This is a genomic window from Marinobacter sp. LV10R520-4, assembly GCF_002563815.1.
Lineage (GTDB): Bacteria > Pseudomonadota > Gammaproteobacteria > Pseudomonadales > Oleiphilaceae > Marinobacter.
This window is the reverse complement of the sequence record NZ_PDJM01000001.1, coordinates 2,863,229-2,887,289: the sequence shown is the minus strand read 5'-3', so window position 1 is coordinate 2,887,289 and position 24,061 is coordinate 2,863,229. Positions and strand designations below refer to the sequence as shown.

At 56.7% G+C, this 24,061-nt stretch carries 19 protein-coding genes; 5 read left to right on the top strand and 14 right to left on the bottom strand.

The window, feature by feature from the left end:
- The first annotated feature begins 55 nt into the window (after positions 1-55).
- Entirely contained in the window at positions 56-1,267 is a 1,212-nt protein-coding gene (zigA, locus tag ATG98_RS14075; protein WP_098424456.1) for a zinc metallochaperone GTPase ZigA, read from the top strand.
- The gene (locus tag ATG98_RS14070; protein ID WP_098423535.1) at positions 1,264-1,935 is read left to right on the top strand and encodes a DUF1826 domain-containing protein; all 672 of its coding nucleotides are present in this window, start codon (positions 1,264-1,266) and stop codon (positions 1,933-1,935) included. Before zigA ends, ATG98_RS14070 begins: the two co-directional genes overlap by 4 nt.
- 262 nt (positions 1,936-2,197) lie before the next feature.
- Here the strand turns inward: ATG98_RS14070 and ATG98_RS14065 are convergent, their stop codons facing one another.
- A complete protein-coding gene (locus ATG98_RS14065; protein WP_179888161.1) occupies positions 2,198-4,162 on the bottom strand; it encodes a transglycosylase domain-containing protein in 1,965 nt (654 codons plus the stop codon).
- 79 nt (positions 4,163-4,241) lie between these two features.
- The gene (locus tag ATG98_RS14060; protein ID WP_179888159.1) at positions 4,242-9,305 is read right to left on the bottom strand and encodes an alpha-2-macroglobulin family protein; all 5,064 of its coding nucleotides are present in this window, start codon (positions 9,303-9,305) and stop codon (positions 4,242-4,244) included.
- Between the two features lie 180 nt (positions 9,306-9,485).
- On the opposite strand from ATG98_RS14060, the gene ATG98_RS14055 reads away from it, so the two are divergent.
- On the top strand, positions 9,486-10,190 hold the full coding sequence (locus tag ATG98_RS14055; protein WP_098417802.1) for a dienelactone hydrolase family protein: 705 nt from the start codon (positions 9,486-9,488) through the stop codon (positions 10,188-10,190).
- A 57-nt stretch (positions 10,191-10,247) separates the two neighbouring features.
- On the opposite strand, the gene ATG98_RS14050 is transcribed toward ATG98_RS14055, so the two are convergent.
- The 5 genes from ATG98_RS14050 to ATG98_RS14030 form a co-directional block, all read right to left on the bottom strand.
- Positions 10,248-11,483: a DUF5610 domain-containing protein gene (locus ATG98_RS14050; protein ID WP_098417801.1), complete on the bottom strand. Its 1,236-nt coding sequence runs from the start codon at positions 11,481-11,483 to the stop codon at positions 10,248-10,250.
- 96 nt (positions 11,484-11,579) lie between these two features.
- Positions 11,580-11,924, bottom strand: coding sequence for a YdbL family protein (locus ATG98_RS14045; RefSeq protein ID WP_098423530.1), 345 nt, complete (start codon positions 11,922-11,924; stop codon positions 11,580-11,582).
- Positions 11,925-12,037: 113 nt separating this feature from the next.
- Positions 12,038-12,253: a YnbE family lipoprotein gene (locus ATG98_RS14040; protein WP_098423528.1), complete on the bottom strand. Its 216-nt coding sequence runs from the start codon at positions 12,251-12,253 to the stop codon at positions 12,038-12,040.
- A gap of 24 nt (positions 12,254-12,277) precedes the next feature.
- A complete protein-coding gene (locus ATG98_RS14035; protein ID WP_098423527.1) occupies positions 12,278-15,091 on the bottom strand; it encodes an intermembrane phospholipid transport protein YdbH family protein in 2,814 nt (937 codons plus the stop codon).
- A 26-nt stretch (positions 15,092-15,117) separates the two neighbouring features.
- The gene (locus tag ATG98_RS14030; protein ID WP_098417797.1) at positions 15,118-15,726 is read right to left on the bottom strand and encodes a Crp/Fnr family transcriptional regulator; all 609 of its coding nucleotides are present in this window, start codon (positions 15,724-15,726) and stop codon (positions 15,118-15,120) included.
- A gap of 133 nt (positions 15,727-15,859) precedes the next feature.
- On the opposite strand from ATG98_RS14030, the gene ATG98_RS14025 reads away from it, so the two are divergent.
- Positions 15,860-16,048 (top strand): DUF2892 domain-containing protein, encoded by a 189-nt coding sequence (locus tag ATG98_RS14025; RefSeq protein WP_098417796.1) that lies wholly within the window; start codon positions 15,860-15,862, stop codon positions 16,046-16,048.
- A 66-nt stretch (positions 16,049-16,114) separates the two neighbouring features.
- Here the strand turns inward: ATG98_RS14025 and ATG98_RS14020 are convergent, their stop codons facing one another.
- Positions 16,115-16,588 carry a LysR substrate-binding domain-containing protein gene (locus ATG98_RS14020; protein WP_267283842.1) on the bottom strand — a complete coding sequence of 158 codons (474 nt, stop codon included), beginning with the start codon at positions 16,586-16,588 and terminating at the stop codon, positions 16,115-16,117.
- Between the two features lie 40 nt (positions 16,589-16,628).
- Positions 16,629-18,647, bottom strand: a complete 2,019-nt coding sequence (locus ATG98_RS14015; RefSeq protein ID WP_098423525.1) for a hypothetical protein — start codon at positions 18,645-18,647, stop codon at positions 16,629-16,631.
- 260 nt (positions 18,648-18,907) lie between these two features.
- Here ATG98_RS14015 and ATG98_RS14010 point away from each other — a divergent pair, with 260 nt between their 5' ends.
- Complete coding sequence (locus ATG98_RS14010) at positions 18,908-19,510, top strand: iron-containing alcohol dehydrogenase (protein ID WP_228706148.1); 603 nt, start codon at positions 18,908-18,910, stop codon at positions 19,508-19,510.
- Positions 19,511-19,535: 25 nt separating this feature from the next.
- On the opposite strand, the gene ATG98_RS14005 is transcribed toward ATG98_RS14010, so the two are convergent.
- From ATG98_RS14005 to ATG98_RS13985, 5 genes are all read right to left on the bottom strand, one after another.
- Positions 19,536-20,846, bottom strand: coding sequence for an NAD(P)/FAD-dependent oxidoreductase (locus ATG98_RS14005; RefSeq protein WP_098423523.1), 1,311 nt, complete (start codon positions 20,844-20,846; stop codon positions 19,536-19,538).
- Positions 20,846-22,195 (bottom strand): glutamine synthetase family protein, encoded by a 1,350-nt coding sequence (locus ATG98_RS14000; RefSeq protein WP_098423521.1) that lies wholly within the window; start codon positions 22,193-22,195, stop codon positions 20,846-20,848. The genes ATG98_RS14005 and ATG98_RS14000 overlap by 1 nt, the downstream gene beginning before the upstream one ends.
- 118 nt (positions 22,196-22,313) lie before the next feature.
- The gene (locus tag ATG98_RS13995) at positions 22,314-23,048 is read right to left on the bottom strand and encodes a glutamine amidotransferase-related protein (RefSeq protein WP_098424455.1); all 735 of its coding nucleotides are present in this window, start codon (positions 23,046-23,048) and stop codon (positions 22,314-22,316) included.
- Positions 23,049-23,254: 206 nt separating this feature from the next.
- On the bottom strand, positions 23,255-23,650 hold the full coding sequence (locus tag ATG98_RS13990) for a type II toxin-antitoxin system VapC family toxin (protein ID WP_098423519.1): 396 nt from the start codon (positions 23,648-23,650) through the stop codon (positions 23,255-23,257).
- A gap of 1 nt (position 23,651) precedes the next feature.
- A complete protein-coding gene (locus ATG98_RS13985) occupies positions 23,652-23,891 on the bottom strand; it encodes a type II toxin-antitoxin system Phd/YefM family antitoxin (RefSeq protein WP_098417790.1) in 240 nt (79 codons plus the stop codon).
- Between the last annotated feature and the right edge of the window lie 170 nt (positions 23,892-24,061).

Below are 24,061 nucleotides of genomic sequence, written 5' to 3'. Positions count from 1 at the left end.
CTGACTTATGATATGTTATAACATTTTTAATTCTTATCAGAAGCAGCGGAAATTTATGAAAAATACTGGCAAAAAACTACCCGTCACCGTGCTATCGGGCTTTCTTGGTGCTGGCAAAACCACAGTTTTGAGCCACCTGTTGAATAATCGAGAGGGCCGTCGGGTGGCAGTTATTGTCAACGACATGAGCGAAATCAACATTGACGCCAGTGACGTGAAAAACGAGGTGCAATTAAATCGTAGCGAGGAAAAACTCATTGAAATGAGCAACGGCTGCATCTGTTGCACCTTGCGTGAAGACTTGTTGCTGGAGGTACGCAAGCTAGCTGATGAGGGTCGATTTGATTATTTATTGATTGAATCTACCGGCATCTCCGAACCGTTGCCTGTCGCGGAAACCTTCACTTTTGCCGATGAAGACGGCAATAGTCTGTCTGATATCGCCCAGCTGGACACCATGGTGACGGTTGTGGATGCCTTGAATTTCATGGGAGATTACGACGAGGCCAAAGACTTGCAGGAAACCGGTGAACATCTGGGCGAAGAGGATGAACGCAGCGTTACCGATTTACTGGTGGATCAAGTGGAGTTTGCCGACGTTATCCTGATCAGCAAGACCGATCTGGTTGACGAAGGCACATTGCAGCGCTTGATCGCCATACTGAAAGCACTGAATACCGAAGCGGAAATAGTGCCTATCCAGAACGGACAGGTAGATGTCGACCAAGTGTTGGGCACAGGTAAGTTCAGTTTCGAGCGCGCTCAGCAGGCCCCCGGGTGGCTAAAGGAAATGCGTGGCGAGCACGTGCCGGAAACCGAAGAATACGGCATCGGCAGCTTTACCTACACCGCACGCCGACCCTTCCATCCCCAAAGGTTTTACGACTTCCTGCACGGTAACGGTATCAAAGGCAAACTGATTCGCTCCAAAGGCTACTTTTGGCTCGCCAGCCGGCCCGATTTCGCCGGACACTGGAGCCAGGCAGGCGGCATGGCTCGCCACGGCTTTGCCGGTATGTTCTGGAAGGCGGTGCCAAAAGACCAGTGGCCGGAAGATGAAGACTCCCTTAACGAGATTCAAAAAAACTGGCAAGACCCCTTCGGCGATATGCGGCAAGAACTGGTGTTTATAGGCCAGAATCTCGACCAGTCGCAATTTAACCAAGCGCTCAACGACTGCTTGCTGAACGACGATGAACTGCTGGCCGGGCCGACTCAGTGGCAACACCTGGCCGATCCGTTTCCGATCTGGGAGGCTGAGGCATGATGTCAAAGGCATCACAAAATCTATCGCGAGCGCGGCAAGCTGTTTTTGGGGACTTGCCCGATGTCCTTGCAGAAATCTATCGAGACGATGTCAACATGGCTGTTTGGCGGCGTTCCATGGGCGCCGAGTTAATTTCGGAAGCTCAGGCCCTGAGCCAGAAAAAAGGGATCAGCAGTCATCGAACCATAATGTCCGCAGCAAACACGCCTAATGTTGAAGAGGCCCTGCCCCATCTGGAGGCCTATCCTCACCTGCAAAAAGATATCGGCTTTTTGGTTGATATGTTTGGCTGCCTGTTTGAACTCAACATGATTGGCCTTCGCTTTGCGACGCTGACCCATGCCATGTGCCCGAGGTTCCATGTTGATCGAATACCTTGTCGCCTGATTACCACCTATCTGGGCACAGGCACGGACTGGCTCCCCCATCAAAGCGTCAATCGCAGCAAGCTTGGCGCCGGCAACGGCGGGTTGAACGATGAAGAAAGCGGCCTGTACCCCTCGGAAAATCATATCAAAACGCTGTTACCCGGGGACGTCGCTTTATTAAAAGGCGAGCTGTGGGAGGGTAACGAGGGCGCGGGCATGGTTCATCGTTCGCCTTCTATGAATCCCGACGAGCGTCGATTGCTGCTGTCTTTTGATTTTCTTTCGCCAGCTAATCCATGAACATTGATGCTATTTATTAACCCGGAACACCAAATTCGCCGTTACCGGCACGGCAGTGGCTATAGAGGTTAGACCTGCTATTTCACGCAGAGCCTCTATACCGCCAGCCAAACCAAAATCTTCGGCTTTAACGAGTAACGGTTGCGCAGTGTTGACAGCAATTCCGCCGCTAACAGAATAGGTAACGCGCTTTTCTTCAAAATGAGTCCATCCTCGTTGGCAGTGATTAGCACTTTAGTCCAGATTTTTTGAACCTGCCTGTTTACTGCTCACTCCCACTCTGCCCCATTACCCGCAGCGCAAGACTTGCATGCTGCGAGCGGGCGTCCTGAATGTCCAGCGTCCAGAATCCGGCGGTTGGAAAGCGCAGCGTATCCCGCGGCGACTCCAGGGTTACCAGTTGCTGGCCGTTCAACACCACACTCACCGGGTACTCGGCCCCGGTCAGGCGCGGGCGTATGGCGTCTCGTCCCGGTGGAAAGGCCAGCTCCAGGCCATTGCAGGGGAACACCACTTTCATACTCTGCTGACGCCAAGAATCAGGTTTTATGGCTGGGCCAGAGGCCAGTGACAAGGGTGGCCGCCCGGGCCCCAGGGCATCCAGTATCGCCAGCGCAATGGGCGCGGCGGTTTGCAGGCCGGTGTGGCTGGGCAATTCGGCGTTATCCGGGCTGCCAACCCACACCGCTATAACGTGATCGCGGGTATACACCACAGACAAGGCATCGCTGCCGCGGGGGCCGGTGCCGGTTTTCAGGGCGAAATTATTCAGTGTAGACGTGCGCGCGCGGTTTTCCGGTAACGCCACCCGCCGCAAATGATGAGTGGTGCGGGCCGCACTGCGGTCATTCATTGGTCGCGTTACGGCTTCGGCGCTTTTTAGCCAGTGCGCTTTTGAGCTGTGCTGGCCTTGGGCCAATCCGGTGTACAAACCCGCCAGATCTTGCAGGGTAAGACCAATACCACCAACGGCAATAGGCAGACCAATATCGCCATAAAGAGTGGCGCCGCGGGCGCGGAGTTCAGACTCAAAGGCCGCGGGCGACAAACGTTGCAGGGCTTCCACCGCTGCGCGGTTATGGGAACGGGTGAGCGCATCGCCAAAGGTTTGCTGGCCTTTTTCACTATGGTCAAAGTTATCCGGCGTGTAGCCGCCAAAATCGGTGTGCTGGTCGGTGTAAATCTCTTCAAATCGCAGTACGCCGGCGGTTTCGGCGTAGGCGTAAATCAGCGGTTTCAGGGCCGAACCTGGCGAACGCGCTTGCACGCTGAAATCAACAGCGCCACTGGAGCGAGCGTTGAAATAGTCCTGGGAACCCAGGTGCGCGACCATTGCACCGTTGGTATCTAGCACCAGCGCTGACACATTGACGCCAGGGGGCAAAGCCCAATTCGCACTCATGGCGTTCAGGTTGCGCTGGGTGGTGCGGTTCAAGGTTGTGGCATTCAAGCCAGACAAGCCCTTCGCCATGGCCCGATCTGCCAGGTGGTGGTCTAACTGGGCGAAACTCACGGAATTAACTGGCAGCGGGCTTAAGGTGGCGTCGGTGTATTCGGCAAGGGTCAACAGGCCGCTTTCAAAGCCTTTGCGCAGCACCCGGTCCCGAGCCGCACGGGCTATTTCTGGAAACCGGTCCGGCCGATGTTTCGCCGGGCGCTGGGGCAGCGCTACCAGCAGCGCGGCTTCGGCGTGGGTCAGTGCCACCGGCGATTTGTCGAACCAATAGCGGCTGGCCATTTCGATGCCTTCCACGTTTGCACCAAAAGGGGCCAGCGTGAGGTAGGCATTAAGAACTTCCTGCTTGGAATAATGAGCCTCCAGCCACAGCGCGCCCATTGCCTGGCGCACTTTGCCCGCCAGCGTACGCGTATGGGGCCGCAATAAACGGCTGACCTGCATGGAAATAGTCGACGCACCCGATACCACTCTTCCGTGGCTCACGTTGTTGATGGTGGCCCGCACAATGGCCAGCGGGTCTACACCCGGATGCTGGTAAAAGCGCCGGTCTTCGTAGGCCAGCAGCAGATTGATATAGGCCTGACTGACTTCCCCTTGGGGCTGCAACCGGTAGCTTTCGCCCAGCAGCCGCACGTGCAGCCATTCGCCCTGATTGTCCGCCAACACAAGGCTTTGCTGATCCAAGCGTTCCATCGGCAGCGCCGCCCACTGCACCAGCGGCTGAGCCAGCAAACCCGCAACAATGAATGTCGCGGCGAACAGCTTCAACCAGCGGCTTTTTACAGCGTCTCTTTTTACGTTTCTGTGAAAACCCGGTTTGAGACCAGGCTTATGACTACCGTCAAAACTAGTTCGCCGTAACATGGATGCGAACACCCTCGGTGGAGGCATTCAACGATGGGTTCAGCATATTTTCCATGTAGGTCGCCGGCATACGGTAGTTTCCAGGCGTAACAGCGCGCCACACCGACACGGATTCCAGGCGGTCGTTTTTACCAAACCGATAACGCGGCCTAATCACTTGGGTAAAGCGGTCGTCCAGATAGAGCGAGTGCGCGCTATCTTTTGGCTGCCAAGGAAAACCCAGCAGTTCAAATAGAGTTTCTACGCTTATGCCGCCAAGATTCGGATTCTCGATCTCAAGCCCGCCGGCGGCTTTTTGCTCAATCAACCACTCACCATCCGCCCGCTCAAGAGTGATTTTTCCGGCCACGGTGCTCACCAGAAGCTCACCCTGTTGCAGTTCAATGATGCCGTCTTTAAGGCTAGCCTCACGGGGCTTCATATCAGTACCAACAATGGCGAAACCTTGGATTAGGCTGACATCGGCGGGTTTGCCTTCGGTATCACCCTGCAACAGTTTTGCAATGGATGGCGGCAAGTTTTTAGCAGGCTCATTTCCGGCATTCTCTTCAGAGCCGCGTTCGGCACGATTGCCCGTTGCCACCAGGGTCAGGTGCAGAGCTTCGTCGAAATGATTGGTCAGCGTAAGGCCTTTGTCCGCTTCGCTCAGATTCAACTCGTTTACCGGGCGGTTCAGTGACCAGGCACCGTCTTTTGGCATTGCACTGGCATGGGCGGCTTCTGTGGCCAGGTAAGCCCAGGCTTTTTCCTGGGTGTTCAGCCACGGGTCACTGTTTACCGCGGTCGTCATCGCGGCCAGCGCGCTTTCCGCCTTATCCGATTTGGCTTCGGCGCTGTAACGGGCCAGTGCTGCTCTGTGGCGAACCGGCGTAGCGTAGGTAGAATACCGGTAACTTTCGATATCCGCCCGAGCGGCGATGGCGAAAGCCTGCTCGGCGCGGGGCTTGTCGCCCAGCAGGCTGAACGCCATGGCCAGCTGAGACGCGCTGGTCATGGCCAGTCCGTCAGCTTGGCTCAGCAAATACCGCATTTCGCCCACATCCGCGTTGCCCTGCCGAGCAGCTAGCAGCAGCGCATAAATCTTTACCTCGGCGTTGTTGGAGCCCATCAACCGCGGCAAATTGGGCGCCATGTCCGTCAGCATTTGCTGACGCAGGCGATCAAGACTTCGGGCTTCGTCGGGCTCAAACACGCCTTCGGGCAACGGATGCAGCAGAAATTCATAGGCGTACATGCTGAGCCATTCTTCCGAATCGCCACCGTCACTCCACATACTGAACATGCCGGAGGAACGTTGCAGATCGGCTATGCGGCGGTAGCTTTTGCCCAGGTGCTCACGCGCTTCGGTGAAATTGCCGCGCTCGGCCAACTGCTGATCCATCACAATCAGGGGAAACGCCCGGGACACCGTTTGCTCCAGGCAACCGTAGGGGTAGCGCGATAAGCTCGCCGCCAATGCGGTGCGGTCTGGCAACGGGAAGCGGCTGACCGACAGGCTGGCGCGGCCGTCATCTAACACTGCCAGCAGGTCCAGTGGTACCGCGGTTGTGGCGCCAGGCGCTACTTCCCGGGTTTCGGTCAGGGTAATCAACGAGCCGCCGGGGCGTGACAGCAGCGGCCATTGGTACGATTGTTCGTGGCCATCTGCCAGTGTAACGCGCAGGCCAATGCTGCCCTGACCGTTGGCGGTTACCTTCACCGGTACGGATACTTCGCGGGTCTGGCCGGAGGCTGTCCAGGTTATCTTGGTGGTTAACTGCGGGGACAGACCAGAGGTCAGTCCCCGGGACTGAGACTTAGGGGACAGACCAGAGGTCAGTCCCCGGGCTTGGCCAGACTGAGGGGACTGTCCTTCGGACTGTCCCCGGGCTTCGCCGGACGGCTGGGATTGAGGGGACTGTCCTTCGGACTGTCCCCGCTCAAAGGCTCCCAGCTCAAACGGCCCAGTCACCGACCACTCCAAAGCGGCCGTTTGCGCCTCGCCTTCGGTCAGCGTCAGCGAGGCTCCGGCCTGAAAGCGATCACCCCGGGTAACGGTACGCGGCACCGATGAATTTACGGCTACGCGCTCGCGCACAATCAGTTCGTCGCTAAACTGTATGGAACGGCGGCCATCAGAGCCGGTTACGTCCAAGCGCAGGCGGCCGTTGATCTGGCCAATATCAAGCGCAAACTCGGCTTTGCCGTTACGCACCTTCACCACACCGGTTTGCAGGGCAATGGTCTCGAAGAAGGTTTTGCGACTGGGCTGTTCAGCGGCGGCTTCGTCGCCACCCACCACCAGATTGGTGCCGCCAATGTCATCACTCAGGCGCGACACCAAACCATATGGGTCGAACAGGTCCGCACTAAAGCTCCGCTTGCGGGTGAACCAGTCAAACGCCGTGGCCTGGGGGTGATTAGTCAGGTTCAGAATGCCAATATCCACCGCTGAAACCACCAGGCTGGCGCCGTCGGCTGCATCCGACACATTCACCGTCAGGCTCACGGTCTGGTTTGGGCGCACAAACTCAGGCAAATCCATAGATGCCTGGCGGCGAAAGCGCTCCGGCTCGATGGAAAGATGAGCCACGCCAACCGCACGGGCAGCGCCAGCCGAACCGGCAGGCGCCTGGCGATAGGCTTTCACCAGCACGTAGGCCTGGCTGGCACCGGCCGGAGCTTTTACATCCACGCTGGCTTTGCGATCGGCCAATACAACCTGATGAACGCTAAGAACACTATCGGTCACCAGCATGATTTCCGCGGTGCCGTTAAACGGTGCATCTATAGACACGGTCACCGTGTCGCCGGCATTCGGTTGCAGGTCAGACACCGCAACGTCCAGCACGTCGGGCACCGCTGCGCTGGCGCCGGAAGTGCTCCACCAGCCTACTTGTAGGCGGGTCTGGGTGGGTTGGCCGGTTTCCGGTAGCAGCTCCAGTTTGTAACGGCCGTTACTCAAAGCCGGCAAGGTCAGGGTCGCCTGGGCAAGGTTGCTGGCTGCGTTCACCTCAACCGTACCGCTGGCGCGAACGCCCTGCTCGTAATACTCGATGCGGTAATCCCAGCCTTCGCCGCTGCGGGTCCAGTAATAGTCCCACTCTTCCTCAATCAGCCGCCAGCGCACGGTTTCCGAGTTAGCCTGGCCGCTGCGCGCATTAACACTGGTCAGCAAAAATTCGGGTGTACTGCCGCTGCCATACCCGCTCTGGGCGTCAGCGGGTTTTACACCTATCCAGCTCGGCTGGGTCGCCACAAACACCGATTCTTTTTGGCGGGTTACCCGGCCGGATACTTCTTCCAGCTCCACAGCGACCGTTACGCGCTGGGGCAGTTCGCTGTTGGCGATGGATTCAAACGCACTGGCGCTGAATTCGAAATCCGCCCGGCCTGCCTCCGAGGTTTGCAGGGTTTGCGAGTCCAGCAGAGCTTGCTGCTGATGGTTTTCATCCAGCCCACCAAATTTAAAACCGTCGAATACGTCGAAGGGTTGGCGCGTGGGGTTTGCCCGCAGCTGGGCAGAAATGGGCCTGTCGGCACCCGGCGCGCCAAACAGAAACAGGCTTTCGGTTGAAAAGGCCAGCGTTTGATCAATAGCCGCGAACTCCGGTAACCCGGTGATGTTCACTTCCATGGTTTCTGGTACAAAATCTTCCACCTGAAAACCGGTGCTGGCCAGCTGGGTATCACCCAGCAGCAATTGCGCGCGGTATCGACCTTTATGGGCCGTGGCACCAAGGGTTATTTCGGTGCTGAGCAACCCGTTGCTGTCGCTAGTAACAGGCTGGCTGGTCAATACTTTGGAGTCCGGGCGGATGATTTTGAGGGTGAGATTCTGCCCGGCCATGGGCACCAGATCGTCAGCGCGGGCGATGGCGCTGAAATACACGCTTTCACCACCGCGATACACGCCGCGCTCGGTACGCAAATAGCCATCACCCAACACCGCGGTGTCAGCGCCATCCACCGGCAATTGCGCCAGCGACAAAGGCGATTCATTCAGCGATAGATAGCTCAGGGCGCGATTGTTTTCGTTGATCAACAAGGCGGGCGCCGAGCCGTTCTGACCGCGCATCAGCGCGTTGGGAATTCGGGCGTAGCCATCGCCACGAATGGCGAAGCTGCCCAAGGATTCGGAGTTTTTAGCCAGCAGTTCGATGCTGCCGCGGGCAATCAGTTCGCCGCTGTCAAAATCCCGCATCGACACCAGGGTTTCGCTATCGGCCACCAAGGCTGAAAGCGCGTAGCGCGAATGCAGTACCACCACTTGCTGATCGTCATAACTGCGATAGCGGGTTAGCTCGCAGTCTGCATCGCGACAGGGCGACACCCGAGCCAAATACGCAGCACCCGCGGGCAGGTCCGCTTTGCTCAAATCAATATTCAGGCTGGCTTCGCCATAAACGTTCGGTTGCAGCGCAATCACTTGCTGGTGCAACAGCTTGCTTTCGTTAGTGTCGAAATACCCTTTTTCGCTAAGCTGCTCTGATTCCAGCAAGCGACGGGCAACCGCCGGCAAAAGGGCCTGCACGGTAACCTGAACCCGCTGATGGCCTATCGCCTGCACCTGCAAAGACGGCGCACTGCCGGCAGGTACTAACACCACGCCGCTGCCATTGGTAATGGTCAGGCTATTTTTCAGCTTGGGCGTGGTTGCTGTTAGGGTCTGCGCTTGTGCCAGCGAGCCCGTGCTTAACGGCAGCCCTTTGCGGAACCTGATCGTGTAGGCCGTAACTGGCTCAAGCCCGGTGATCAGCAACTGCTTTTCGCGGGTGAGCACGCCGAAAGGCACAGAAGAGCCGCTTTCGGCATCTTTTACCTGGATATAGGGCCGCAGGTCTGCGCTCAAATCGGGTTGGGTCAGCAGTGGAAAACGTATTTCAGCGCGGCCACGGGCCTGGGCGTACTCGTCCACAACCGGCTTGCCCGCCAGCTTTTTCCGGGCTGACGAAGACTGCGCTGTGTCTTCACAGTCTGGATCAGAGCAAGGGGCTTGCTGGCCCTCTGCTGACAAAGGCGCGGCCAAACACATGCAAAGCGCAACCACAAACCATAAATAACCCATAGCGGAATCCTGTTCCATCGGATGTCGAATATCTGTAATGATGGACGAACACTGCGACGCCAGCCATGGTGACCAAGGTATTCGCAGAATAATTCACTCGAACGCCACATTTCGCCATATTTCACAGGCATCTGTTTACAGGCGCCTAATGTTAACCGGCATCTATTGAAAGGCATCGAAATGACATCAGAAAAATGGATTACGATTTCACCCGCCGATAAAAACACGTTTTCCGGCTACCTGGCATTGCCACCGGCTGGAACAGGCCCTGGCCTAGTGCTGATTCAGGAAATATGGGGCGTAAACGATCACATTCGTGCCGTTGCCGAGCAGTATGCGCTGGACGGCTTTGTGGTGCTGGCACCGGATGTGTTCTGGCGCCAACAAACCCGAACCAATCTGGACTATACCGAAGCGGGCACCGCCGAAGCGTTTGAGCTGATGAAGGGCACCGACTTCACCCAGGCGGCAGAAGACGTTGTGACCGCCATTGAACATCTACGGGGATTGTCGCAAGTGTCTGGCAAGGTGGGCGTGCTTGGTTTTTGCATGGGCGGGCAGCTGGCCTATCGGGCTGCCGCCAGCGGCATGCCAGACGCCGCTGTCAGCTATTACGGTGGCGGGATTCAAAACCATCTGGACCTGGCCGAGCAGATAAGCCAACCCATATTGTTCCATTACGCCGGCCTGGATGGATTAATACCGGCCAGCGCTGTTGACCAAGTGCACAAAGCTTTTGAAGGCCAGGAACACACCAATATTCACACCTATGACGGAGTGGATCACGGCTTCAATTGCTGGGGGCGACCGGCTTACAACCAACGTGCGGCGGCTTTGGCCCGCGGCCGCACGCTGGTGTTTCTGGCTCAGCACCTGGCGGGCTGAGCTTATTTAGACTGGACTGGGCTGGGCTGGGCTGGGCTGGGCTGGGCTGGGCTGATATTAGCCTGGCTGCAAACCGTTGAGGATGGCGCCAATGAATTCGTCCATCATCGGGCGATTGCTGTTCGAGCTTTCGCTAATCGCATCCTGCTGGTCATCCAGCATTCTCTGCACCAAATCGTTCAACGTGGTGGTATCGAGACCCTTGTCGATGCCACCCTGCCCCAGCTCGCGAACATTCTGAGCCAACCCGGCCAACGGGCGCAGCTGGCTGGCCAGTGACGGTTGGCCAGATGTGGACTCATAGGCCGTGGTTGATACCGTGCGGCTGGAAGACAGGTTCAGGCTGAAACTGGCCAGTTCTTCGCCGCCCAGGTTTAAGCCCCGTGCGGATTCAAACGCGCCCTGAACATCGCCGCGGAAAAACTGCCCGGCAACGCCCTGCGCCTGCTCCAGCAGGCCGGCAATGGCTTCGCGTTCGCCGCTGTCCAGATCACCTTCCACACTGAAAGAATAGCGCCCGGCAGAAGCACTGACTGCAGTCAGTGAATTCGACTCACCGCTCTCGCTGCCCGTTGAACGGCTTTGAACTGCGAGATAGCGGCTCTCTTCCATCAGAATAGACACTTTGTCGCCATCGGCGGTAGTTACGTCAAAGCGAAAAGCGCCGCGGGAAGCAGATTCAACCTGCATACCGCTTCTGCTAACGGGTACTCCGCCATCGGCGACCGCCGGCTGGCCCAAAAAGCGCTCGGCGAGTTTGTCCAGGCCGTTCTGAATGCGGTTGAAGCCGTCATCAATCTCGCTGGCGAGTTTGGGATTCATCAACCCCAGGGCTTCAATTTGCTCGCGGGCTTCGCCGTAGCCTTTTTCAATGCCGGCGCGGGCCTGCTCCATCAGGTTGGCAAGGCGTTCAGGGTCTGCTCCGGCTGCCGCTTCCTGTTCCAGCCGCAGCTGAATAAAGCCCAGCACCGTGCCCGCCACGTCCGCGGCAGACGGCGGCTGAAAACCACTGCCAAGATTGCGGGCTGCAGCGGCGCCCGGGTCTTCAAGCTTGCCCAGGCTTTGCTCCATTTGCTGCTGAAGACGCGAGCGCAACGCGTTGATGGCATCTTCTGGCGTGCGAATAACCTGGCGCTGGGATTTGCTGGCAGATTCTGTGGCTTTCGCTTCGCTAGCTCCCGGGCCGGGCAGCGGGGCATCACGGCGCTGAGGCTGCGCCTCGTTGGTTACCCGTGATTGCGAAGGCGACTGTGGTGATGACGGCGAAAGCGGACCGTATAAAAGCGAAACCATGGCAACAAACCTCGTTCAAGCGTACGGGCTGCAATTCACAAACAGCCAACCCAGTTACAACGGGTATCGGCGCGCGGCGCTCAAACTTTAACCGGTTTATTTTTGTACCCAGCGGCCATCTATTTCGATGTATTGCCCGGCCGCAGTTTTCTCAACCGCTTTCTGGCCCGCCACAGCTTCCACTTTTGACACTGCAATGCCGTTCTTCTGGGCAATGTCTGTGTACGCTTCGCGACGGGCATCATTGATGGCCTCTGCAATATCGCGGGCGCGGGCGTCAGACGTCACCGGAGCCAGGTAACCCGACGGCGTTTCACCCAACAAACCCTGGCTTTTTGCAGAATCCAGAGCATTTTTTGCTTCGTCGAGGCTCATGGCAAACGCCGGAATGCTCAGGCTCATCGTTAGCAGCAAGGCAGCGATGCGCTGGTAAATAGTCATATTCAACTCCTTGATTATCGAATACGTACACTCTTTATTCTCAGGTACGCACACGCTTGATTGTTTGGTACGTGCGCCCGTTATCGTCGGGTGCTTTTAACAGGATTGCGAACTCAGAACAGGCCTTTTTCACTGAACAGCTCGTCCACATCCTTATCGACCTTCACGTAAATTTCGTGCTGAATTTTTACGTTCAGGTTGACCGTAATCGGCTCTTGGGGTGCCTGCACTCGCACCGTGGGCGTACAACCAGCCACCACCGTGGCCAGCAACAAACCCGCAAACAGCGCCGTTAGCGGGCGAAAAAAATTCAAACCAACGTACGTCATAATAAGATGCTCCTTTGTTGCCCCTTAATATATCAGGTCTTCCGCGGGTTCGCGCTCGCGCTCTTTAAGCAGCTTTTTCACCCGCTCGGCCACCGCATCCGTCACCCGGCCGCTCAGTTGCAAGCTGGTCAGCAAGGCGGGGATATTCTCCTCGATATTAATATTCAACACCACAGCACGGCCATCACCCACCTCCGGGCTGCTGCCTTTCAAATGCAGGCCCAGCATCAAAGTGCCGTTTTCGTCGTAATCAATATCACTGCTGAGAGCCGAATAACGAAAGTTCTCCAGAGCTTTCGACACTAACTCCATGGTTTGGTTTTTTTGCCCCAGGGCGCGCAGCCGTTCCGCACTCAATTGCAACTGGCCACCCGGTTCCAACGCAACCAGGCGGCCACGCTCAACCCGCACGCCGGTGGCAGGGTCTACCAGCAGAGGAATGGTGCCGCTGAGTATGCCGGTGCCAGCCAAGCCTTCTGCCGGGTAAACCAGCAGCAGCTGTGCCAAGCTCAGGCGATCCAGCTCCAAAGGCACGGTCACCGGAGCTGCGGCAAAATTCCAGCTTCCCGGCGCAATGCTCAGCTGCCCACCCAAGGCGCCAGCATTAGCCTGGGTTAAGGTAAGCTGGCCCGCCATTGGCTGTTGTGCTGGCCCACGGTAATCCCCGGCCAGGACGAGGGGCCCGAGTGGAATGCCGGGATTGATCTCATCCAGGGTCAACTGCGATGTCGATACCTGAAATTGGTCAGACTTCAAGGTGGCTTCAACCGTGCCATTCATGTTGCGCCATGAGGTGCGATCCCAGGTACCGCCAACGTCCAGAAACACCAGCTTGCCATCCACAACCAACGGCTGGCCCGGCAGCAACTGTGCCTTCACATTGGCACTTACCGTACCGCCGCTGGCGTCAAGCAGTTCCGGCCAGGCCACAAGCACCCGCCCCAGGCCGTCAATTTCCCGCTTGCCACTCACCCGCATTTGCGCGTTGACAACAATGGCCTGTGCGGCCGCGGTGCCATAAGGAACTTTAAGATTGATATTGGCGGAGGTGCCGCTGTTCGCTTTGGCTATTCCCGACAGTTGCAGCCCATTCATATCGGCTTTCGTTTTGCCGTTGAATTGCCAGCCTTGCGTCAGCAACTGCGGGTATTTTATCTGTTTGACGCTTACGTCCAAAGGCCCGCTGAATGTCAGGCTATCCAAGGTCGCCGGGGCAGCGTTGAAGCTTGCCGCCAGGTTGTTGCCCGCCAACGCCAATTGCGGGTTTTGTAGCTCGAGCGCCTCGGCATCATTGCCGCCCAGAGATTTAATCCGAGTAGCGGAAACCAGAGATGATTGGGCAAAGGTCAGATTCGCTTCTGTCGATGTCAGTTCACCGCTCATCAACAGAGCCAGTTCGGGCTTATCAATACGCCACTGGCCAACATCCAGCCGGGCCAGGTTTGCTGAAAGCCGGGTTTCGGCCAGCTGCACCTGCCAGGGCGCCGACGTAGAAATCGCCAAATGGGCGTCAAGGTTAATATCGGTCGCGCCGCGGCTGCGCAGGGCGACCTGCAACGGTAGAGGCGCATTCGCCGGGTTTTCGTTTGCACTCGTTTCATCGGCGCCAGCCTGGGCAGATGCCGTTCCAGGTAAAACGGAGGCCGGGCGTAAAGACAGCTCTAGCTGTTGCGGGCGCAACTGCACAGGCAATGCCGCAGCCCACTGCGCCGGCTGCGTTAGCATCAGGTCTGCGCTTAAGGTTTGAGGTTGCCAAGTGCCCTGGTTGAGCGCCAACGCCAAAGCCAAATCACCCTTTACACTGCCCAGGCCCGGCACCGGCCAGGGCTGTGGCACCCGGGCTTCGGCATTGACCGTGCCTGTTGCCTTCGTAAAAAAGCTCTGGCGTGGCCCCTGCAAATCCCAACGGACATTCACCGAGCCTTGCTCTGGCTGGGCAAAACCCGCCTCCTGGGGCAACGGCGTCCAGCTCTGAACCCAGGCAATCAACCACTCCGCGTTGGGCAGTTCCGGCACGGAGAGGGACCCTTGCCAGTGCATTTCTGTGTTCGACTCAAGCGGGCGGTAACAGGTTTCCAGAGTCAGGTTGCGCGTACTGTCGATATCGACGGTCGCTGACATCTGCAATCCCTGCTCACCGGGTGCAGCACTATCCCCGCCACTCAACGCACTTCCTTCAGTCCAAGCACCTTCTTGCGTCGAAGCGAGCGTGGCAACAAAATCGACCCGGTGCCCTTGGTGCTCGAGCAGCAAACTCGCGTTTATAGGCAAACCATTGTCTGTTCCTTGAGCGCTGTGTTGAATATCAAGAGCTCCTTGCAGCGAACAACGGCCGCTGGCGCAAGGAAGGGTGGCCTGAAATTGCTGGACACGAACGCGTGAGGGCAGCCAATGTGTTTGCTGAAGAGTGAGCCGCGGCGGAATTTGTTCAAATAACGAAAAAGCGGGTGTTACAGAAGAGTCATCAACGGCTGACTCAGGCTCGGTGGCAACAATCTCGAGTTCCAGCTGCTGCGCGTTCAGAGTATTCAACTGCGGCAACCAGTTTTGCCATTGCCACTTACCGCCACCGCCCCAGTGCCAGCCCAGAGTGATATCGCGAGCCTCTATGATAAGACGGCGTTCAGGGCCTAGCTGAATAGCCCGCAGTTCGCCGACCGACGCGCCGTGCAAACCCAACCGGGTAACCTGCCACTGAACCTGCTCAATGTTGTTCTGTGCCAGTATTGCTTCCCAGCTGTGCTTCACCCAAAAAGCACCGGCCACCAAAGCCAGCAGCACAATCAACAACAGAATAACCACCGTCGAGCGGGTTTTGTGTTTGCGCCCAGTGTCCATTGCGGAGTCCTTCCCCCGTATTTTTTTCACAATATATCTATGCGGCCCCGCGCCAGGCGCACCCGATTCTTGCGCTCCAGTTCTTTCAACAGGCGACTAACCACCTCCCGCGCGGTACCCAGCTCAATGGCCAGGTCCTGATGGGTAATCAACAGCGGGCTGCGCTCGGCCCGAGCCTGCAGCCACTCTTCGAGGCGTTCGTCCATGCGGCGAAAGGCCACCTCTTCCACTAATAGCATCAGGTCGTCCAGGCGGCGGCCGTAAGACTCCATGATACCCTGGCGAAAGCCGTCAGACTGGTCCATCAAAAGGTCGAACAAAGGCCGCGGCACCATGATCACCTCGGCTTCGTCTTCCACATTGGCTTCTGCACGGTAGCCAAAACCGGTCATCAGGCAGCCGATAGACAGGGTGCAGATATCGTTCGCGCCCATGCGGTAAAGCACAATGCTGTTGCCGGAAGCGCCGGTCATCTGCACTTTCACCACACCACTGAGCACCAGTGGCAAGCCCTGGCAGCGTTCACCAGGATTGAACAGAATCTGGCCGGACGGGAATGTCATCACCTGGGTCTGCTCTGCAAACTGTTTCCGTAGCTGGGGCGCCAAAGTGTGCAGAATACTGTGTTGCGACATAAATCCTTCCTGGGTTTTGGGCGTTCACCACAACGCCGGGCCGGCGCATCCACTGTGACATTATCACTGACTTACAAGGGCGGCAGGTCTAAAATTCACATGGTCGCACTATTTCAATACAGGAGATCAGACTATGACCGTTAATATGGGATCTGCAGATCGAATCATCCGTGCAATCATCGGCATTGTACTGCTCGCGCTGGTGTTTGTCGGCCCGCAAACGCCTTGGGGCTGGATTGGTATTGTGCCGCTGGCCACCGCGTTGATCGGTAACTGCCCTGCCTACTCACTGCTAGGCATTAAAACCTGCAAAACGCCTTAAACACCAGGCGTAAAACAGCTATGGAACAACCGGGGACGGATTTTAAATCTGTCCCCTACCTACCCGCTACACCACATCTGCCCGCAGCTGCTCCAGCACAAACGCCTCCATCGCCTGGGCCGCCGGCGCCAGGGTGCGGTTGGCAGATTTCACCAGACCAATGCGGCGCACTACGTCCGGATTGTGCAGCGGGATAAAACACAAGCTAGCGCTCTGCTCGGGGAACGCCAACCGCGCCAGGGTGGTTACGCCGGCTCCGGCTTCAAGCATCGCCAGCAAAGAAATCATATTGGATATATAGAAGGCGCTGTTCTCCACCAACTCGGCCGCCGCGGTGTTCATCAATAACCGCGAGGTACCATTGCCAATCAGCTTTTCGCCGCGCAGGCGCTGCCAGTCCAAGGTTTTGTGCTGGGCCAGGGCGTGGTCACGGCGACACACCACGCCAATTTTGTCCTCGAACAAATGGCTGTAGTGCAGCTCTTCGCTGTTTTGCCACAAACTGGTAATACCCAAGTCCACCTCGCCGCTAGCCACCATCTGGCACACATAATGGGCGTTTTCGTCGTGCAGGCTGATATTAAACTGGTGGTTCGGCCTGCAGCGCCGCCGGTAAACGGCTCGCGCCCCAACTACGATAAATCCGCTCGACTACCCGCTGCAGTTCTTCCTGGTCTACATCCGCCAGTTCGCCCCGCTCCAGGGGATCGAAATGAAAAATATACAGCCGCGATGCAAACTCTTCGAACGGCAGCGAACCCTCACCAAAACGCTCACCACAGCCGGATGTACTCACCAGCACGCCGTCGCCCCAGTCTTGCCCGCTGTCGTTATTCGGATTGTAGAAGTACGCCCGCATTTTCCCTTCCGGGTCCAGCGCTACCCGCAGAATCGTAATCGCGTGCCAGCCAATAAAGCGCCCGGCTCTGTCGGTTACCGCTATGCCCGCTGGCTGGGGGTGAATCAGCGGCTGATTGCCGTTGTAATAGGGGTGATAACTGGCGTAAAAGTGCCTTAAAAAACCGTCCAGTTCATGCAGATTTCCGGTCGCCACATCCACATTAATGGCAAAACCGCGGCCTGCAGACCAGCCGTGAAACTCGGGGTTCACCCAGCGGTGGGGATCGCCTTCGCGGCCAACGCACAAGCGCCCCATCTCCACATAGATACGGTCCAGATGGGGCACCACCACCAGCGATACGGGGTCCAGATCAAAGGTTACCTCAGTGGCCAAACCGGCCCCACTGTGCGCCGAAGACACTGGCACACCTTCAAAGTGCATAACAATTTCGTTATCCCGCGCAGCCCAGGTCACCATCTGTAACAGATAGTCCGGGTCGTTATAGGCCCACATAGACAATGCCCGCGCCGATTGGCAGGTCGGGTTATTACCTTGGCCCACGCCCAAAGGCTGGCCCAACATGTTCAACACACCCTGAATCAACCAGGCATTGGCTTGGGGCTGATAGCCATAGGCCAGCTGCAGGCGTTCCCGGGCCTCGGCGCTTAACGATAGCTTGGCTTGTCGCCAGAGCGCCGGCGCAACCGGCGGCTGGTAAAGAACTCCACGCTCCAATAGCAACGCCATGCCGTAAAGGCCCTGGGCGGTCTCAGCGAAGATACCTTCGGTAATCAGCGTGTGCACCAATTCCCGGTAACACAACAAACAGTCGCGACCGGTACTGGAAAGCCCCAAAGCCGCGCTCAGCAGCGCGTCCTGGCCATCATCCATAATAAAGCGTACAAAGCTGGCGTGATACGGCGACACAAGACCCGTATCGTGCATCGAGCGGGCAAAACTGGTGGCTTCATTTTGCAGATTTTGCGCGTCCATCGCCTGCAGGCGCTGCTCGTAAACAACAATGCCCGGGTCTTCACTGCACGCCCGCGTGGGGCCATACAGGCTACTGATCAAACGTTCAGCACCGCCGCCGGCTGCGCCCAAATCCACATTCGGGTCTGCGCGGCAAATGGCAATCTGGGTGATCATCTTGCGAACACCCGACACACGAATGGGCCGCTGCTGCAAGATGCGCCAGATTTCCTCAATCAGATTTTCAATCACGTGCTCGTAGCCGATATTCTGGGCCACATACTGCACCACGGCTTCGCTGATTAACGACAGATCGCCCTGCTCGCGTTCCGCTTCGCCGGTCATACCGAACAGCAGACCAAGGTTAATCGCCAACACCTGAATCAGATAATGCCTGGCCTGATCAGCAGACACCGACGGGTGTAAATAGAATTCGCGCACCACCGCCAGTAATCGCAATTCACTGAGCGCCTCAATCACAACCGTATCGGCGTTTTTGCTTTGCAGCGAATAAGTGGTCAGGGCCGGCACCAAGAGACCGGGTTCGGCCCAATCCGTGCCGTTAAAAATCCCCGCCTGCTCCAGGCGTTGAATCCGCGCCTCAACGGCCTCACAGCCACCAGGCTGAAGCAGCACCCGGCGGGCGCTACCAAATACCCTGGGTAATTTGCCAAACTTTGCCAGAGATTCGCTTTGTTCCAGCGCCCGAATGGCATCGTCCAGCTTGGCAACCAGTCTGTCGAGACTCACAGCCACAACCGTACTGTCCAATTGATAATCGTTCAAAGCCAGTTCCTCAGGGCCGTGCTACCGGCCCGGTGATGCATCGTGAAACGGTCGATGGGAGGTAAACACCAAAGCAGCCGGCATAACCTTTTGCATCCACCACTTCATTCGGAAGAGTGTGGTCGTTGATTCTTCCGTGGTTTTTGAATCAAACAACAGTATAGGGCCCTAGTGAACATTAAACCCGTGAGCAGGTTACAAAAGCTGAAATACTTTGCAAGGTCCAGCGTGACCAGCACAGTCTTTATGACCCTACGCGGATGCGTGCGGTTACCCAAGTGCGCGATGAAAAGATTGATTTTCTGCTTGCGGTAGGTGGCGGGTCGGTTATCGACGGCGCAAAATTTGTTGCAGCTGCCGCGCTGTTTGAAGGCGATGAGTGGGACATTTTGCTGCAAGGCGGCAACAACGTAGATAAAGCCTTGCCGTTTGGCGCGGTACTGACCCTGCCAGCCACCGGTTCGGAAATGAACCAGGGCGCAGTGGTTACTCGCAAGATGTTGGGCCACGAGCTCACCGCCCTGCATAACCTGGACCACGCACAAACCCTGGCCATTGTGCTGCCATCCATGCTGCGGGAACGCAAAGCCGCGAAGCAGGACAAACTGGTGCAATACGCCGAACGGGTCTGGAACATTACTGAGGGCAGCGCGGAACAAAAAGCCGACGCCGCTATCGACAAAACCCAGACGTTCTTCGAATCCATGGGCGTAAAAACCCACCTGGTTGATTACCAGCTGGGCGAAGAACACATTGAAGAACTCATCGACAGCCTGAAGAAAAACGGCATGAACAAATTGGGTGAAAACGGCGACGTAACACCCGACATGTGCCGCCGCGTATTGCAGCGGTCACTGCGTTAAACTGCAAAAACCTTCGGGTTTTTGATCAGATACCGATTTTGTCGCGCACCCCGTACCACCAGGAACCTATCACCGAATAGGGAACGCGGAACATGCGCCCACCAGGGAACGGATACCAGGGTACCTTGGCAAACACGTCGAACCGAGTCAGGTCGCCGTGGATTGCCTCGGCCAGGATGCGCCCGAAGGTGTGCGACCCGGTAACGCCATGGCCGCTGTAGCCGTGGGCGAAATAGGTGTTCCCGCCGATGCGGCCCATCTGGGGGACGCGGCTGAACGAGAGGGCGAAATTACCGCTCCAAGCATAGTCGATCCTGACCCCTTTAAGCTGCGGGAACACCTTGTCCATGTTGCGCTGCAACTTGGCTTTGATGTCACTGGGATCTGCGCCACCATATACCGTGCCGCCGCCAAACAGCAGGCGATTGTCGCCAGACAGGCGATAGTAATCGAGGATATAGCGGATATCCTCGACGCAGGCATCCGTCGGTATCAACTCCCGCGCACGGGCCTCGCCCAAAGGCTCGGTCGCCATCACCTGCGTTGACACCGGCATCACTCGTGAAGTGAGCGTTGGCACCACGTGGCCCAAATAAGCATTACCGCACAGAACCAGCGTCTTGCAGGTCATGGTGCCTTTGGCCGTTCTAACCACTGGCTGAGCCGCCCCGTGATCAACGTCGATCACCGGCGACATCTCATAGATCGTTCCACCGTTCTGCTCAAACGCCGCTGCCTCGCCCAGGGCCAGATTCAACGGGTGCATATGGCCGCCGGAATGGTCGATCAGCCCGCCTGCGTAGAGGTCAGAATTCACGTGCTCGCGCAGTTGGTTCTTGTCCAGCATCTCCTGATTTTTGAGGCCGTAGCTGGCCCAAAGCTTCATCCGTTCTTCCAGCTCGCCCATATGAACGCTGGTCAAACCGGTAAAGATGTTCTTTTCTTTCAAATCGCATTGGATGTCGTAGGTGCTGATTCGTTCGCGGATAATTTCGCCACCTTCCTGCACCAGACCGGCGACGAATGTGGCCGTGTCTTGCCCATAGCGCTTCTTGATCGTTTGCAGACTGGCGTTCAGCCCGTTGACAATCTGCCCGCCATTGCGCCCCGAGGCGCCCCATCCAACCCGCGCACCCTCAATGATGGCAACCTTGTAGCCTTTTTCTGCAAGGTAAAGCCCTGTCGAGAGCCCGCTGTATCCGGCGCCGACGATGCAAACGTCGATTTGATGATCACCGGCCAGTTCCGGCCGTTCCGGCGCGGCATTAGCCGAGGCGGCGTAGTAACTTGAGGTGTGGCTGCCGTCACCGGCGTAGGAGTGATTCCGGGAATTCATCACACAATCTCCAGGTAGCTGTCATATTCGAACTTGGTTACGTAACGGGCAAATTTACGCAATTCCTGCATCTTGCATTCAACCAACATGGTTTGCAGCCGTTTGGAGAAGATGGTCGGCACATCGGCACCCTTGCGAAAGGCGTCAATGGCAGTTGCCCAGTCCAGCGGCAGATTGTCCAGATTCATCGAATACGCGTTTCCGGTGATGGGTGCCGCCGGCTGCATCTCGTTCTCGATGCCAAGGAGCGCTCCGCCCAGAATGCTGGCCAGCACAAGGTAGGGGTTGGCATCGGCGCCAGCGACGCGATGCTCTATACGCCGTGCTTTTGAATCACCGCCGGGAATGCGAATAGCCGCGGTTCTGTTCTCATAGCCCCAAGAGACGCTTGTCGGCGCGTGGGCGCCGGGCAGCAAGCGGCGGTATGAATTTTCGTGGGGCGCAAATGTCAGCGTGTTTTGCTGCATCGTGGCCAACAATCCAGCCACCGCGTTCAGCAACAGCGGTGTGCCCTCGTCGCCGCCGTTGTCGAAGACGTTTATCCCGCTTTCATCGATCAATGAGAAATGCGTGTGAAACCCGCTGCCAGACAGGTCGCCATAAGGTTTCGCCATGAAGGTAGCCGCAAGCTCGTGCTTGCGGGCAATGCCGCGCACGAGCCGCTTGAACAGCACGGCATCGTCGGCAGCGCGCAAAGGGTCGGCAACGTGGCGCATGTTGATCTCAAACTGACCCGCCCCGTTTTCCGAAATCGCAGCATCTGCAGGAATGCCCTGCAATTCGCAGGCATCGTAAACGTCGTTCAGAAATTCATCGAAATGCTGCAATTCATCCAGCGACATCGCGCCGTCGGATTCCAGACGTTTTCCGGTGACCGGGGACCGCGGCGCCTGCGGATAATCTTCCGAGGGATCAACCAGATAGAATTCCAGCTCGGTCGCCACCACAGGCGTCAGTCCGCGCTCCTTGTATTGCTCGGCAACGCGCGCCAGAGCCCTGCGCGGATCGCCCGGAAACGGTTCGCCGTTTTCTTGCCGCATCCACAGCATCGCCAGCGCCGTCGGGCGACTGGTCCAGGTGATCGGCATCAATTGACGGCCAGTAAAATCGCACAAGCCATCGGAATCGCCCGTCTCGAAAACCAGCTCACTGTTTTCGACATCTTCGCCCCAGATATCCATGCCGACAATCGACAATGGCATCCGTAGCCCGCCCTCTATGACCTTGGACAACTGATCAACCGGAACACGCTTGCCACGCATGGTGCCGTTCAAATCGCAAACGCAGGCAAAAATGGAATCAATCTCAGGATGCTGTGCCAGCCAAATTTCGGCCTTATTGTCAGACATGCGTCACCTTTCAATACCGTTTTAAATAGTGTGATATCACTTTTCAAATATTCATATCATTATTTTAAAGAGCGCCATCTTGCAGGCGGCCGGAACCTGCTTCCATGGCCAGATACCTCTAAAAACTCTCCTGGTTTCGTATCACGAAGCGCGCCATCCAGTCTGCAATCGCCAGGGAGTCCGTGGCTGCGGAAGGCCCAACCAGCTCCTCCAGCGCCTGGTCAGCGTCACCTTCCGGCAAAGACTGACCTCGAAGATGACGAACAAGCCGTGTTTCAAACGTCACATCGAATTCGGGGTGTGCCTGAAAGGTTAAAATGCGATTGTCGTATTGCAGAGCCGCGTAGGGACAAAACGCAGAAAACGCCAGAACATTGGCTTGATCGGGCTTCACCACCACTTGGTCCTGGTGCATCGCACTGAGGGTAAATTCGTTGCTATTCGGCTTCACGGCGCTTACCCCGGGAAGCAACTCGTAATGGTGCAGGCCAGCGCCCCAACCTTCAGAGTACTTATCCACAGAGCCACCGAAGGCCTCAGCAATAATCTGGTGGCCAAAACAGATACCCAGCATGGGGCGGTCGGCTTGGTAAATGTCCAGAATCAGCAACTTCAGGCGTCGCATCCAAGGCAGATCTTCATAAACATTCGCCTTCGAGCCGGTTATAACCCAAGCATCGCAGTCACTGGCCGAGCCGGGAAAGTCGTCGTCACGTACCTCAAACGTTGCATAGTCAAATTCATAGCCGGCCCGTTTGAACAGATCTTTGAACATGTCAGCGTAAGAGCCGAATTCGGGTAGCAGATTGTCCGGCGTAATACCGGCGGCAAGAATGCCAACTTTCAAGGTCATCCGGGTTCTCCAATGACACAAAGCCCGCCAGGCAGGCGTGCTCAAGGCACATAATGGGTGTGGGTTATAATAGCTGTGCTGGCTCACAAAGGGCTCTGATGTCAGCGCCAACACCGGCAAAACCAGCAGCTTCATTTTGGGCATCGCAAACCCGGCTGCTGACTGATTAAATCCAAAATCTACGACTGAATTAATTTTTTTAAGAGCTACGTCTCTTGAACACAACGAATTGGGCCTGGATAACGCATAACCAACTCATCAGCCGTTAGCAACAGGAAGCCCTCGGCTTGAGCTTGAGCCACAAGAATGCGATCAAACGGATCTTTATGTATATCAGGGAGATGACCAACCGCAAGGGTATGCTGAGATGTGATAGGCAGTTCACGATACCCATTTTCAACCAAGCCACGACGTAAGAGGTGTGGATCTACCTTAAAATCCTCACGGCCCAGGCCATTTTTTATAACAACTTCCCACAAACTGGCCGCGCTAAAGTACAGCGTATTTTCCTGATCAAGTATTAATTCTTTAGCCTCTGGCGAAAGCTGCATCGCATCCGAAGCCGCCCACAATAAAATGTGGGTATCGAGCAATAGATTCACATCAGCCCCCAAACATCTCGGCAATACAATCCTGCCCCATACGATCAAAATCATCAGGAATGTTAAGCTGTCCCTTCAGAAAGCCCACACGCTTCTGTTGCGCGAACTCGGGCGCATCAATCGCGGTTACTCGTGCAACAGGCTTGCCCGCTTTTGCGATGATAAACGCTTCACCTTTCTGCGCCCTTGCCACCAACTGGGACAAACGGGTTTTAGCTTCATGCATATTTACAGATTCCATAGGCCACCTCACTAAACTTAGTTCTTAAACCTTAGTTTAGCTCTGTTTCGCAAAACTTTCCTCTATCGCATTCAAGTCCATGTAATTATAAGTTTAAGTAATGACCTCACGTGGTTGGCGCTACAAGCTATTCTATGAGTATCTCTTCAGCAGACGCAGAAATTAAGAAT